Origin of the sequence: Nocardioides cynanchi (assembly GCF_008761635.1) — a bacterium.
GTDB lineage: Bacteria > Actinomycetota > Actinomycetes > Propionibacteriales > Nocardioidaceae > Nocardioides > Nocardioides cynanchi.
Genome location: NZ_CP044344.1, coordinates 1,998,512 through 2,012,438, shown reverse-complemented (window position 1 = coordinate 2,012,438; position 13,927 = coordinate 1,998,512). Strand labels below are relative to the sequence as shown.

At 71.9% G+C, this 13,927-nt stretch carries 11 protein-coding genes; 8 read left to right on the top strand and 3 right to left on the bottom strand.

Annotated features, from left to right (window positions below; genetic code table 11):
• Nucleotides 1-12: 12 nt before the first annotated feature.
• From mtrB to E3N83_RS09795, 5 genes are all read left to right on the top strand, one after another.
• A complete protein-coding gene (gene mtrB / locus E3N83_RS09815; RefSeq protein WP_151083095.1) occupies nt 13-1,632 on the top strand; it encodes an MtrAB system histidine kinase MtrB in 1,620 nt (539 codons plus the stop codon).
• Nucleotides 1,629-3,371: an LpqB family beta-propeller domain-containing protein gene (locus tag E3N83_RS09810; protein ID WP_151083094.1), complete on the top strand. Its 1,743-nt coding sequence runs from the start codon at nt 1,629-1,631 to the stop codon at nt 3,369-3,371. Before mtrB ends, E3N83_RS09810 begins: the two co-directional genes overlap by 4 nt.
• A gap of 62 nt (nt 3,372-3,433) precedes the next feature.
• A complete protein-coding gene (locus E3N83_RS09805; protein WP_238342847.1) occupies nt 3,434-4,159 on the top strand; it encodes a ComF family protein in 726 nt (241 codons plus the stop codon).
• Between the two features lie 377 nt (nt 4,160-4,536).
• Nucleotides 4,537-5,145, top strand: coding sequence for a ribosome hibernation-promoting factor, HPF/YfiA family (gene hpf / locus E3N83_RS09800; protein WP_151083092.1), 609 nt, complete (start codon nt 4,537-4,539; stop codon nt 5,143-5,145).
• Between the two features lie 92 nt (nt 5,146-5,237).
• Nucleotides 5,238-5,918, top strand: a complete 681-nt coding sequence (locus E3N83_RS09795; protein WP_238342846.1) for a response regulator — start codon at nt 5,238-5,240, stop codon at nt 5,916-5,918.
• 14 nt (nt 5,919-5,932) lie between these two features.
• On the opposite strand, the gene E3N83_RS09790 is transcribed toward E3N83_RS09795, so the two are convergent.
• On the bottom strand, nt 5,933-7,804 hold the full coding sequence (locus tag E3N83_RS09790; RefSeq protein ID WP_151083091.1) for a multicopper oxidase domain-containing protein: 1,872 nt from the start codon (nt 7,802-7,804) through the stop codon (nt 5,933-5,935).
• 47 nt (nt 7,805-7,851) lie between these two features.
• Here E3N83_RS09790 and E3N83_RS09785 point away from each other — a divergent pair, with 47 nt between their 5' ends.
• Complete coding sequence (locus tag E3N83_RS09785) at nt 7,852-9,075, top strand: winged helix-turn-helix domain-containing protein (protein ID WP_151083090.1); 1,224 nt, start codon at nt 7,852-7,854, stop codon at nt 9,073-9,075.
• Between the two features lie 86 nt (nt 9,076-9,161).
• The gene (gene secA / locus E3N83_RS09780; RefSeq protein ID WP_151083089.1) at nt 9,162-12,020 is read left to right on the top strand and encodes a preprotein translocase subunit SecA; all 2,859 of its coding nucleotides are present in this window, start codon (nt 9,162-9,164) and stop codon (nt 12,018-12,020) included.
• A 13-nt stretch (nt 12,021-12,033) separates the two neighbouring features.
• On the opposite strand, the gene E3N83_RS09775 is transcribed toward secA, so the two are convergent.
• Nucleotides 12,034-12,555 carry an Rv3235 family protein gene (locus E3N83_RS09775; protein WP_151083088.1) on the bottom strand — a complete coding sequence of 174 codons (522 nt, stop codon included), beginning with the start codon at nt 12,553-12,555 and terminating at the stop codon, nt 12,034-12,036.
• A complete protein-coding gene (locus E3N83_RS09770; protein ID WP_151083087.1) occupies nt 12,552-13,259 on the bottom strand; it encodes a LysM peptidoglycan-binding domain-containing protein in 708 nt (235 codons plus the stop codon). The genes E3N83_RS09775 and E3N83_RS09770 overlap by 4 nt, the downstream gene beginning before the upstream one ends.
• A 131-nt stretch (nt 13,260-13,390) precedes the next feature.
• Here E3N83_RS09770 and E3N83_RS09765 point away from each other — a divergent pair, with 131 nt between their 5' ends.
• Nucleotides 13,391-13,927, top strand: coding sequence for a hypothetical protein (locus E3N83_RS09765; RefSeq protein ID WP_151083086.1), 537 nt, complete (start codon nt 13,391-13,393; stop codon nt 13,925-13,927).

Here is a 13,927-nt window from a genome sequence, read left to right as displayed (position 1 = left end):
GATGACGGTGCCGTGACCGGCGATCCGACCGGAGGAGGCCGCACCGTGCCGCAGGCCCTGCGCCGCGGCCTCACCTTCTGGCGCCGGTCGATCCAGGCCCGGGTGGTGGTCAGCACGCTCCTGCTCTCGGCCGTGGTCGTGGCAGCGGTCGGCTGGTTCCTGCTCCGGCAGGTCGAGCAGGGGCTGGTCGACCACCGGGTCGCCTCGGTGCTGGCCGACGTGTCCAACGAGACCTCGCAGCTGCGCACCGGGCTCCGCTCGGCACCGGGCACCGAGACCGATCCCGACGCCCAGGCGCAGGAGCTGGTGAACCCGATCATCGAGAGCGGGCAGGCACGCGGCTTCGACGTGGTGTTCGTCGGCCCCGGCGCGAGCGGTACGACGCTCGCGCAGCGCGGTGCCCTGCTCTACACGCCGCGCCTGGAGCCGTCGAGCGTTCCCCAGTCGCTGGTCGACCACTTCGGGAGCGCCCAGGGTGCGGCCTGGACCTTCACCACGATCACCACCACGGCGTCGGGGCACAGCTCGTCGAGCCCGGGGATCGTGGTCGGCACGCAGCTGCACCTGCCCGCCGACGGCAAGAACTACACGCTCTACTACCTGTTCCCGCTCGACGACCTCGACCAGACGCTGAGCCTGGTCACCCGCGCGCTGCTGACTGCGGGCGTGCTGCTGCTCCTCCTGATCGCGGCTCTGACCTGGCTGCTCACCCGGCAGATCGTCACCCCGATCCGGCTGGCCCGGCGAGTCGCCGAACGGCTGGCGGCGGGCCAGCTCCAGGAGCGGCTCCGGGTCACCGGCGAGGACGACCTCGCGCGTCTCGCCACGTCGTTCAACCAGATGGCGACCAACCTGCAACGCCAGATCCGGCAGCTGGAGGAGCTGAGCCGGGTCCAGCGGCGTTTCGTCTCCGACGTCTCCCACGAGCTGCGCACCCCGCTGACCACGGTCCGGCTGGCCGGCTCGGTCCTCCACGACGCCAGATCGGACTTCGACCCACAGACCCGTCGGGCCGCCGAGCTGCTGCAGACCGAGCTGGACCGCTTCGAGACCCTGCTCGTGGACCTGCTGGAGATCAGCCGCTTCGACGCCGGCGCCGCGGCCCTCGACCTCGACGACGTCAACCTCACCGACGTCGTACGACGGGTCATCGACAGCACCCGGCCCCTGGCCGACCAGCGCCAGACGCGGGTGCTGGTGCGCGCTCCCGACCACCCCTGCGTCGCCGAGGCCGACGTCCGACGGGTCGAGCGGATCGTGCGCAACCTGGTCACCAACGCCATCGACCACGCCGAGAGCCGCGAGATCGTGGTCACCGTGGCGGCCGACGAGCAGGCCGCCGCGGTCGCGGTGCGCGACCACGGGGTGGGGCTGGCCGTCGGGGAGTCGGCGATGGTCTTCAACCGCTTCTGGCGAGCGGACCCGGCCCGGGCCCGTACCAGCGGGGGGACCGGACTCGGCCTGGCCATCGCGTTGGAGGACACACACCTGCACGGTGGTTGGCTGCAGGCATGGGGCAAGCCGCACGAGGGAGCGCAGTTCCGGCTGACGCTGCCGCGCCGCGCCGGCCACCCGCTGCGGCACAGCCCGCTGCCGCTGGTCCCCGAGGACGCCGCGGAGGTGGTGGCATGAGGCCGGGCCGGACCACCTCGTCGGTCGCCGGGATGCTGGCCGCCCTCACCCTCGCCATGCTGCTGAGCTCGTGCGTCCGGCTGCCGGAGACCGGCCCGGTGGTGGTGAGCAACCAGCAGGGGCTGACCAGCCCGGTCGAGGGGCCCTACAGCGACCCCCGCCGGCCCCAGGCGCACGCCACGCCGGGTCAGATCGTGACCGGCTTCCTCAACGCGATGACCGCCGTACCCCTGCAGACGCAGGTGGCCCGTCAGTACCTCACCGCGGCCGGCCGGGCGCGGTGGCAGCCCAAGCGCGGGATGGTGGTCTACGACGACACCACGCTGCCGCGCGGCAGCAGCACGGTGTCGGTCACCCTGCGCGGCGCCCAGCGCATCGACGGTCGCAGCATGTGGCGCGGAGCCCTGGCCCCCGGCACCCACCGGACGGCGTTCCCGATGAGGCTCGAGCACGGCGAGTGGCGGATCAACCGCGCGCCCGATGCCCTGCTGGTGCCCTCGCTGTGGTTCGAGCAGCACTTCGCCACCGTGTCGGTGTACTTCTTCGACCCCTTGGGCCGGATCCTGGTGCCCGAGCTGGTGCACGTGCCGACGGGTGACCAGTTCACGACGGCGCTGGTCCGGGCCCTCGTGCTCGGCCCGTCCCGTTCGCTGACCGGGGCGATCCGCAGCTACATCCCACCGGGCCTGGCCTCCGGGCTCACGGTCACCCTGCAGGGCGGGGGCCTGGCCGACATCGTGATGCGGGGGCCGGCCCCGGCTCCGCTGAGCGAGCAGTCCACCGCGGGCATGGTCACCCAGTTCGCGGCGACCCTCGCGCAGGTGCCGGGGATCGCGACGTTCCGGCTCACCATCGCCGGCGCCCCGGTCTCGGACGGCACCGGCGCCACCGTCTTCCCGGTGGGCGTGCCGGCGCGGGCCGACCCGTCCGTCAGTCGCGGCAGCGCCCTGGTCTACGCCCTGCGGCGCGGCCTCCTGGTGTCGGGCCAGGCCAAGGGGCTGACCAAGCTGGACGGCCCGTTCGGCACCGCCGTCCAGGGCATCGCGTCGTTCGCGGTGAGTCTGAACGGCGTCGACGTGGCCGCGACGACCCCCGACACGCTGCTCGTGGGGCCGGTCCAGAACAACGGCTCCGCGACCACCGTGCTCGAGGGCGCCGGGCCGCTCCTGCGGCCGGCCTGGGACTTCGCGGGGCGGCTGTGGGACATCGAGGCCGCACCCGGCGGTGCGATCGTCGACGTGATCACCAACGGCAAGCGGCACCGGGTCCGGGTGCCCGGCGTCTCGGGGCACGACGTCCGACGCTTCCTGGTCTCGCGCGACGGCTCCAGGCTCGTGGCGGTGATCCACGGTGCGGCGTCCGACCGGATCGTCGTGAGCCGGCTGCGCTATGCCACCCGGGGCCGCGTGGTCGGGGCGACCCGGGCCCAGCGGCTGCCCTGGCAGGCCGGGGGCACCGCACGGGTCCGCGACATCGGCTGGCTGTCGCCGACCTCGATCGCCGTGCTCCATCTGCTGACCCGCGACGTCTCGGAGGTCCGTGACCTGGCGATCGACGGCTCGACGCCGGCGAGCGAGGCGGTCACCACGCCGTTCGCGGGACGCGCCAAGGGCCTGGCCACCTCGCCGGTCGAGAACGAGACGTCGTACGCCGTGCTCCCGGGCAACCTGCTGGACCTCGCCCAGGTCGACCCGGCCGTCCGCTACTCGCACGTGCGGCAGTTCACCTACGCCGGGTAGGTCGTCCACAGGAACGGCCGACGGTGCTTGCCGGTCGTCTCGGCGGGTGGTCGGCTCGCGGGGTGCTCGATGCCGCCCGCGACCTGATCCTGGGCTCCTCCTGCCTCGGCTGCGGCCGGGCGGGGCGGCTCCTCTGCGACCCCTGCCGCGACGGTCTCGACGTCGTGCCGGCACCGGCGTGGCCGACCCCGATCCCCGCCGGTCTGGTCTCGCCGTGGGCCGCGACGTCGTACGACGGCACCGTGCGCGACCTCGTGATCGGTCACAAGGAGCATCGCCTGCTGGCCCTGGCCCGTCCGCTGGGCGGGCTCCTGGCGGCTGCCGTCGCGGCCGCCGTCGACGACCTCGGGCCGCTGTCGGCGCCGGTCCTGCTGGTCCCCGTGCCCTCGCGACCCTCGACGGTGCGGCAGCGGGGTCACGAGCCGACCACCGCCCTCACGCGCTGCGCCGCGGCTGTGCTGCGGCGCCGCGGTCTCGGCGCGCTCTGCGTGCCCCTGCTGCGGACCCGACCGGGCATCGCCGACCAGTCCGGGCTGGACGCCGTTGCCCGGGCCGCCAACCTCGGCGGTGCCCTGCGCTGCGACCCGCGCGCCCTGGGTCGACTCGCGCGTCAGGGCCGTGCCGTGCACGTCGTCGTCTGCGACGACGTGCTGACCACCGGAGCGACCGCGGCCGAGGCGCAACGGTCGCTGCGCGCGGTCGGCCTGGCCCCGCTCGCCGTGGCCGTCGTCGCCGCCACACGCCGCCGGTTCCCCCCTGAGGTACCGCGATCACCCGGCACGGGCTAGCGTCGGTGCATGGAGTCCGCCTGGGTCCGTGGTTGCGTCGTACGTGCGCCCCGGGTCACCGGTGGCGCACCGCGGCAAGCCGATGCCAGTCGCAGGCGAAGCGGTCCACGTAAGGCGTCACGGGTCGGGGCTCCGGCTCCGGCGCGTCCGCTGATCACGGTGCGGCTTAGATGTAAGTCCTGCCTTTCGACCCTCGTCCTACACGGGGAGTCGGAGGAGAAGGGGAGTAGTGGCAGGCCGACGGCAACGTGCGGCCGAGAAGCTGCGAGACCCTCAGCAGGCGGGTGTGGGGACGAAGATCAGGTCGGCCGGGCGGGCTCCACCCAGCAGGACGGCACCATCGATCGGGCCGACAATCGGCACAACAGGAGGATTCCATGGACGTGGTGGTCACCGGACGGCACTGCGAGCTGTCAGATCGCTTCCGAGATCATGTCGCCGACAAGCTCGGCCGGCTCGAGAAGCACGACCACCGGATCATGCGGGTTCAGGTCGAGGTGGAGAACGAACGCAACCCACGGCAGGCCGACCGGGCCGTCCGGATCGAGCTGACCGCCTACTCCAAGGGCCCCGTGATCCGGGCGGAGGCCGCCGCGGTCGACAAGATGGGTGCGCTCGACCTCGCCGTCGACAAGATGGCCGCCCAGATGCGCCGGGCGAACGACCGCAAGACGCGCTCGCACCGCAACCGCCAGGCCGCGAACGGCGTGCCGCCCACCCTCGAGGCAACGGCGGCCGAGGAGGAGCACGTCGTCGACCGTCAGGCGGGCCCGATCGCGGTCACCGGCGACGGCCCGCTCGTGGTCCGCGAGAAGAGCCATGCCGCGCAGCCGATGTCGCTCGACCAGGCGCTCTACGAGATGGAGCTGGTCGGGCACGACTTCTACCTCTACGTCGACCAGGAGAGCCACCGGCCGTCGGTGGTCTACCGGCGGCGCGGCTACGACTACGGCGTGATCTCGCTCGAGGTCGGCGACGCGGACTGACCAGACGGGCATGGCCCGATCGGGTCACCTCCGGGGCGGTGGATATCGCCCCTTCGGCCCATACCGGCTGACGATCGTGGCATGCTAGCCCGGTGCCAGTCCCCCCCGGCAGCGAGCCCGAGCCCATCCGCGTCATCATCGTCGACGACCAGGAGCTGTTCCGGCGTGGCCTGACCATGCTGATGGACTCCGAGCCCGGCCTGGACGTCGTCGGCGAGGCCGGCGACGGCGCCACCGGCATCGAGCTGGCCAGCAGCGTGGCACCCGACGTCGTGCTCCTCGACGTGCGGATGCCCAAGGTCTCCGGCATCGAGGCCTGCGTCGCGATCAAGGAGGCCGTGCCGGCCGCCAAGATCCTGATGCTGACGGTCTCCGACGAGGAGTCCGACCTCTACGAGGCGGTCAAGAGCGGGGCGAGCGGCTATCTCCTCAAGGACTCCTCGATCGAGGAGGTCGCGCAGGCGGTTCGGGTCGTGGCCGACGGCCAGTCCCTGATCAGCCCGTCGATGGCGGTCAAGCTGATCGACGAGTTCAAGCAGATGTCCCAGCCCGACCGCGGTCCGGTCACGACGTTCCGGCTCACCGAGCGCGAGCTCGAGGTGCTGCGCCTGGTCGCGCAGGGCCTGAACAACAAGGACATCGCCAAGCGGCTGTTCATCAGCGAGAACACCGTGAAGAACCACGTGCGCAACCTGCTGGAGAAGCTCCAGCTGCACTCGCGCATGGAGGCCGTGCTGTACGCCGTCCGCGAGAAGCTGGTCGAGCTGCCGTAGGGCGAGGCGTCCGCTCAGCCCTTCTTCGGGACCACCCGGAACGTCGCCATCATGGCGTCGTCCTCGTGGTCGAGCATGTGGCAGTGCACCATGAAGTCGCCGGTGAAGTCGGTGAACCTCGCGGCCACGAGCACGGTCTCGCCGGGGTCGAGGCGCCAGGTGTCCTCGTAGCCACGCTCCCACGGTGGCGGGCGCCTGCCGTCGCGGCTGACCGTGCGCCAGAGCTCCTCGTGCAGGTGGACGTAGTGGGTGAGGTCGCTGGTGTTGCGCAGCCTCCACAGCTCGGTCGAGCCCAGCGTCACCCGGTGGTCGACGCGGGTCGGGTCGTAGCGCTTGCCGTTGATCGACCAGTAGGCGCCGTGCCGGTCGTGGCTGACCCCGAACGTCCACGTCATGGCGACGTGGTGCGGGATCCGCATCGGGGCGATGGTGGCCAGCGTCGCGGGGACGCGAGCGGTCTGCCGGGTGGTGCCACGCACCCGGAACTGCATGAGGGCCGCGTCACGGGTGCCGATGCCGGTCGTGGAGCCGTCGGTGCGGGGGATCGAGGAGAGCAGGACGTCGGTGCCCTCGAGGTGCCGGAAGTCGACCACCACGTCGGCCCGCTGGGCCGGCCCGAGCAGGATGTCCTGCCGGGTCACCGGCGCGGGCAGCAGGCCGGAGCCGGTCCCGATCTGCACGAACGGCCGACCGTCGGACAGCGAGAAGTCGTAGCTGGAGAAGGGTGAGGCGTTGAGGATCTGCAGCCGGTAGCGGCCGGGCTCGACGTACTTGTACGGCGCGTAGCGCCCGTTCACGAGCACCTTGGTGCCGACGCTGGGCAGGGTCGACGGGTCGGTCGCAGCGAGGCCTGACATGCCGGCCATCGGCGGCATCGACCGGGCAGCCGGCATCGGCATCGACATCTTCCGGAACGGGTTGCGCAGGCGGTTGTCCTGGGTGAAGCTCCGGTCGGTGAACATCAGGGGCAGGTCGAACCTGCCGTGCGGCAGACCGCGTCGGGCGTCACCGGGGTCGGTGGTCAGGAACATGCCCTGCAGCCCGAACCAGTTGTTGCGGGCGGTCCGACCCATCCGGTGGTCGTGGTAGAACCGCAGCGCCGCGGGCAGCGGCTTGCCGGCGTCCACGAGGGGGTAGTCGTAGGTCATCCGGTGACCGTGCCGAATCAGGTGGTCCATCGGCTGGCCGTCGTACTTCGCCGCCTGGTGGCCGCCGTGCTGGTGCACGGTGACCGCGCCGACCTTGCGAGGCAGGTGGTTGACGAAGGTGACCCGGGTGTCGCGGCCGGTCCTGCGGACGATGGTCGGGCCGGGGAACGAGCCGCCGTAGGTCCACATCGGCGTGCGTGGTCCGTGGGGCAGCACCCGCACCTTCTGCTTGCGCATCACGATCCGCAGGTGCTTGCCGCTGAGTCGCGGTGGCTGGACGAGCGGCTGCTCGAACGCCGGCACGTGGGTCGGCACCGGCCCACCGGTGCCGACGGTCAGCGTGCCGGTCATCTCCGGGTGGAAGCGGCAGTGGAACCCGTAGGTGCCGTTGCCCAGGGCGGAGACGGCGGTGATCGTCCTGCTCGCCCCGGCCGGGATCTTGACGTCGAACAAGGGGTTGTCCGCCCCGTCGACCGCGTCGGAGGTGAACGAGTGGGGGAAGCCGTCGTTGTTGGTGACCGTCAGGGTGCCGCCCTGGTCGAGGGCGACCACCGCCGGCTGGAACTGGAAGTTGGCGATCGTGATCGTCGCGGTGGGCACGGCCGCGGCGGGCGTCGGCGGCCCGGCCGCCGTCGGAGCGAGGGCTGCCGAGGGGGTCGTCGTCGACAGCAGCAGGAGCGCCGCGCCCACGGCGACGGTGCAGACGACAGCCTGGACGTTCTTCCCCCGGTTCTCCATGCGGAGATTGTGAGGCACTGTCGGCGTCGGCCGCTAGGTTCGCCCCCGTGCGCTCGCTGACCCAGGCCCAGGCCCGCCGGATCGCCCTGGCCGCCCAGGGCTTCCTCGACCCGCCGCACGCGGCGCCGACGATGCGCACCCTGACCCGCACCCTCGCCCGCACCGGCGTGCTCCAGGTGGACTCCGTCAACGTGCTCCAACGCGCCCACTACATGCCGCTCTACTCCCGGATGGGCGCCTACGACGTCGACCTGGTCAGGCGGGCGTCCGAGCAGGCCCCGCGGCGGATGGTGGAGTACTGGGCGCACGTGCAGGCGTTCATGCCGGTCGACCTGTGGCCGGTGATGCGGCACCGGATGGCGTCGTACCGCACCCAGCGGCACAAGTGGTGGGGCACGGTCGTCACCGAGGACCTCACCGCCGGACTGCTGGCCGAGATCGCCGACCGGGGGGCGTCGACCGCCCGCGACCTGGACGACGGCCTGCCCCGCTCCAAGGAGCACTGGGGCTGGAACTGGTCGGCGACGCGGCGTGCCCTCGACTACCTCTTCGTCACCGGCGACGTCGCCATCGCAGGGCGCAACAGCCAGTTCGAGATCCGCTACGACCTGCCCGAGCGGGTCGTCCCGCGGGAGTACGTCGACGCACCGACGCCGAGCCTGGCCGACGCGCGTCGCGAGCTGGTGCTGCGCGCGGCCCGCTCCCACGGGGTCGCGACCGGGCGCTGCCTGGCCGACTACTACCGGATGCGGCTGCAGCCCGGCGTCGACGGCACGATGGCGGCGCAGGACGCGATCGACGAGCTGGTGGCCGAGGGTGAGCTCGAGCCGGTGACGATCCAGGGCTGGCGCCGGCCGGCCTATCTCCACCGCGACGCCCGGCTGCCGCGGCGGGTCGGGGCCCGGGCGCTCCTGAGCCCGTTCGACCCCGTGGTCTGGGAGCGCGAGCGCGCCGAGCACCTCTTCGACTTCCACTACCGGATCGAGATCTACACCCCGCCCGAGAAGCGCGTCCACGGCTACTACGTGCTGCCGTTCCTGCTCGGCGACCAGATCGTGGGCCGGGTGGACCTCAAGGCCGACCGGGGGACCGGGAGGTTGCTGGTGAAGGCGGCCTACACCGAGCCGTGCGCCCCGCCCGGCACCGCCACCGAGCTGGCGGCCGAGCTCGGCCGGCTGGCCGGCTGGCTGGGCCTCGACCGGGTCGTGGTCGAGCCCCGCGGCGACCTGGCGGCCACACTCACCGTCGCCGCGGTGACGGCAGGGCTCTGACCTGCGGCGAATCGGTCACATTCGGCGCGCTGGGTAGAGTTGACGCGTTCCAGCCGTCCACCTCGAACCGGGGAGTCCAAGAGCCCGTGCCTGCCATCATCGACAAGCTCCTCCGCATCGGCGAGGGCAAGATCCTGCGTCAGCTGGAGGCGATCTCGCGCGCGGTCAACGCCATCGAGGACGACTTCGTGGCCATGACCGACGACGAGCTGCGTGCGCAGACCGTCGAGTTCAAGGAGCGGCTGGCCGCGGGCGAGTCGCTCGACGACCTGATGCCCGAGGCGTTCGCCACCGTGCGCGAGGCCGCGAAGCGGGTGATCGGCCAGCGCCACTACGACGTCCAGATCATGGGTGGGGCCGCGCTCCACCTCGGCAACATCGCGGAGATGAAGACCGGTGAGGGCAAGACGCTGGTCGCCACGCTCCCGGCGTACCTCAACGCACTGGAGGGCAAGGGCGTCCACGTCGTCACCGTCAACGACTACCTCGCGAAGTACCACGCGGAGTGGATGGGCCGGATCCACCACTTCCTCGGCCTGACCACCGGGGTGATCCTGCCGTCGATGAAGCCCGACGAGCGCCGCGAGGCCTACGCCTGCGACGTCACCTACGGCACCAACAACGAGCTCGGCTTCGACTACCTCCGCGACAACATGGCCGGCTCCATCGAGGAGTGCGTGCAGCGGACCCACCATTACGCCATCGTCGACGAGGTCGACTCGATCCTGATCGACGAGGCGCGCACCCCGCTGATCATCAGCGGCCCCACGCAGGACGAGGTCCGCTGGTATGCCGAGTTCGCCAAGCTGACCCGCAACCTGACCCGCGACGTCGACTACGAGGTCGACGAGAAGAAGCGCACTATCTCGGTGCTCGAGCCGGGCATCACCAAGGTCGAGGACCACCTCGGCATCGACAACCTCTACGAGTCGGCGAACACGCCGCTGATCTCGTTCCTCAACAACTCGATCAAGGCCAAGGAGCTGTTCCGCAACGACAAGGAGTACGTCGTCATGGACGGCGAGGTGCTCATCGTCGACGAGCACACCGGCCGGATGCTGGCGGGTCGCCGCTACAACGACGGCCTGCACCAGGCGATCGAGGCCAAGGAGGGGGTGGAGGTCCAGGAGGAGTACCAGACGCTCGCGACCGTCACCCTCCAGAACTACTTCCGCCTCTACACGAAGCTGTCCGGGATGACCGGGACGGCGATGACCGAGGCCAGCGAGTTCGACAAGATCTACAAGCTCGGCGTGGTGCCGATCCCCACCAACGAGCCGGTCGGCCGCGTCGACCAGCCCGACCTCGTCTACCGCACCGAGGAGGCGAAGTACGACGCGGTCGTCGACGACATCGCCGAGCGCCACGCCAAGGGCCAGCCGATCCTGGTCGGCACCGTCTCGGTCGAGAAGTCCGAGCACCTGTCCAACAAGCTGCGCAAGCGCGGCATCCCGCACTCGGTGCTGAACGCCAAGGTCCATGCCGACGAGGCGAAGATCGTGGCCATGGCCGGGCACAAGGGTGCGGTCACGGTGGCCACCAACATGGCCGGCCGCGGCACCGACATCATGCTCGGTGGGTCCGTGGAGTTCCTCGCCGACGCCGAGCTCCGCAAGCGTGGTCTCGAGCCGACCGGTGAGACCGCCGAGGAGTACGAAGCAGCCTGGCCCGGCACCCTGGAGACGATCAAGGCCCAGGTCGCCACCGAGCACGACGCCGTCCGCGCGGTCGGCGGCCTCTACGTCGTCGGGACCGAGCGCCACGAGTCGCGCCGGATCGACAACCAGCTGCGTGGTCGCTCCGGCCGCCAGGGCGACCCGGGCGAGTCCCGGTTCTACCTCTCGCTCGAGGACGAGCTGATGCGGTTGTTCAAGTCCGACTGGGTCGACCGCATCCTCCAGGTGCTGAAGATCCCCGACGACGTCCCGATCGAGAACAAGCGGGTCACCGGCGCGATCGCCAACGCCCAGGGCCAGATCGAGTCGCAGAACTTCGAGTCCCGCAAGAACGTCCTGAAGTACGACGACGTGATGGACCGCCAGCGTCACGTGATCTACGCCGAGCGTCGCAGCGTCCTGGAGGGCGCCGACCTCCAGGAGCAGATCAGCACCTTCATCGACGACGTCGTCGAGGGCTTCGTGCTCGGCGCGACCGAGGACTTCGCGGAGGAGTGGGACCTCGACAACCTCACCGTCCAGCTCAAGCAGATCTGGCCGGTGTCGCTGGACCTCCAGGCGATGGCCGACGAGGTCGGTGGCGTCGACGGCCTCGACCGCGACGAGCTGATCGAGGCGCTGAAGCAGGACGCCCACGCCGCCTACCAGGCCCGTGAGGACGAGATCGGGTCCGAGGCGATGCGCGAGCTCGAACGACGCGTGGTGCTCTCGGTGCTCGACCGCAAGTGGCGCGAGCACCTCTACGAGATGGACTACCTGCGCGAGGGCATCGGCCTGCGCGGCTACGCCCAGCGCGACCCGCTCGTGGAGTACCAGCGCGAGGGCTTCGACATGTTCGCCGCGGTCATGGACGGCATCAAGGAGGAGTCCGTCGGCTTCCTCTTCAACCTCGAGGTCGAGCTGGTCGAGGCCGACGACGACGAGCCGGTGGCCGACGAGGACCAGGCTGAGGAGCCGATGGCGAGGGTGCTGCCGTCGGCACCGGCACCCGGTGACCACGATCACCGTCCGCACATCCAGGCCAAGGGCCTGGAGCCGGAGCGGCGGCCGGCCAACCTGTCCTACTCGGCTCCCTCGGAGGATGCCTCGGTCTTCGGCGGCGTCAGCGACGAGCCGGCACCGACGCCGGGCCGCACGGTGACCAACGCCGACGACGAGTTCGCCGGGGTCGGGCGCAACGCGCTGTGCCCCTGCGGGTCCGGCAAGAAGTACAAGAGGTGCCACGGCGCGCCCGGCGGCCCCACCGGCCTGACCGCGCGGATCAGCTAGCCCGGCCGGCCGGTCACGCGAACTCCAGGGCGCTGACCTGCCAGCGGCCCTGGATCAGCTCGAAGCGGGCGGCGACGGCGCGCGACCGCTCGCCGTACCGCACGTGCAGGCTGACCTCGGCCGAGCTCTCGGAGACGAAGCTGGTGTGCGCGGCGACGAGCTGCGGGCGTACCGCCTGGAGGCCGCCGGTGCCCGGGCGGCGCCCGACCGCACGGGCCACCAGGTGGGCCCGACGGGCGAGGTCCTGGTAGACCTCCGGCGTCGTCCAGCGCAGCACCTGCGAGACCGGTCGGTCGCCACCGACGATCTCGACGAGCGCGGCGCCGATCCGGGCGGCGTGCTGCTCGAAGCGGCGGCGCCGGACCAGGTCGACGGGTACGACGTCGAGCAGGGCCGCGTCGTCGCGCCGACGTGGGTGCGGCTCGGGCACCTCCACCAGCGGCCCGAGGTCCAGGGCCAGGGTGCCCTGGACGCTGGCCACCGGGGTCTCCGGCTCCCACTGCCTGAGGGTGACCACGTTGTGCGGCTCGGTCATGGGCGTTCCTTTCCGGGGACGTGCAGCAGGAGGCCGGGGAGGATCAGGTCGGGGTCCGGGCCGATCCGGCTCCGGTTGGCGGCATAGATCGCGTGCCAGCGATCGGCCACGACGGCGTCCGGGGCGTCGTCCGGCACCTGTCGCGCCGCGATCGACCACAGGGTGTCGCCCGGTGCGACCACCACCGTCGCGTCGGCCGGCCCGCGTGGTCCGGCGCCGACCGGGGCCGGTGCGGATCGCCGGGACACAGCGGCACGCTCCGGGAGCGGCAGCCCGGTGACGGGGACGTGTGCGACTGCGTACGCCGGGTGGTGCCGCGGGCCGGCGTGGGGGCCGGACCCGGTGGCAGCGACGGCCGGGGAGGACAGGGCACCCACCACTGCGACCCCGCACGCCGACAGCACCAGGCGTCGCAGGCCGCCGGGCACCCAGCGAGGCCCCGGGCCGGTGTGTCCGCGGGCCGCCTCGAGGGCGACGTACGACGTCAGCAGCCACAGCCACAGGGCGCAGGCCAGGAGCAGGGCCGCAGCGAGGTCGGACACGGCCCGGTCGAACGGGAGCCGGCCGAGACCGTGCCGCGTCACCGCCGCCGAGGCATCGGCGACACCCCGCCGGGCCAGGAGGAACGCGCCGACCAGCGCGGTGCTGGCGCCGCACCACACGACGAAGCAGCGACCACGGCCGCCGCGGCTCCCGAGAGTCACGCGCTAGAACCTTTCGTTTGCGTCTGTTTGCATCAGTAAAAGACGACTGGCGTCTGATCGCAAGTGGTGGTCCGTCGCGGCTGTGGACAACCACGGCCGACCGAGGCGTCGCGCCGTGGCAGGGTGGCGGCGTGGACTGGAACGACCAGCTGTTCGCGCTGCTCGACGATCTCGAGGGCCAGGCCGAGGCGCTCTACGCGGCCGAGCGGGCCGACGAGCTGGCTGACCGGAGCCGGGCGGAGTACGCGACGGTCACGCTGGCGAGCCGGCTGATGGCCTCGGTCGGGGAGGCGGTGGTCCTGGACGTGCACGGACCCGGTCGGGTGGTGGGCGTGCTCCAGCGGATGGGCGCGGACTGGTGCCTGCTGCACGGGCCGACCCAGGACTGGGTGGTCCGGCTCGGGGCTGTGCTCGCCGTCGAGGGCGCGTCGGAGCGCTCGGTCCCGGAGGTCGCCTGGTCGGCCGTGGCCGGGCTCGGAGTCGGGTCGGCGCTGCGCCGGCTTGCCGACAGCGGCGAGCGCTGCCTCGTGCACGGAGTGGACGGCAGCAGCCGCGACGTCGTGCTGACGCGGGTCGGCCGCGACTTCGTCGAGGCGGTGGTCGGGGAGGGTCGCTCGGTGCTGCTCGGACTCGACGGCGTGGCGGCCGTCCAGAGCCGCGGGGGATGA

Coding starts and splice junctions, on each gene's coding strand:
- E3N83_RS09810 (WP_151083094.1), top strand. CDS start 1,629: ATGAGGCCGGGCCGGACCACCTCGTCGGTCGCCGGGATGCTGGCCGCC.
- hpf (WP_151083092.1), top strand. CDS start 4,537: ATGGACGTGGTGGTCACCGGACGGCACTGCGAGCTGTCAGATCGCTTC.
- E3N83_RS09790 (WP_151083091.1), bottom strand. CDS start 7,804: ATGGAGAACCGGGGGAAGAACGTCCAGGCTGTCGTCTGCACCGTCGCC.
- E3N83_RS09775 (WP_151083088.1), bottom strand. CDS start 12,555: ATGACCGAGCCGCACAACGTGGTCACCCTCAGGCAGTGGGAGCCGGAG.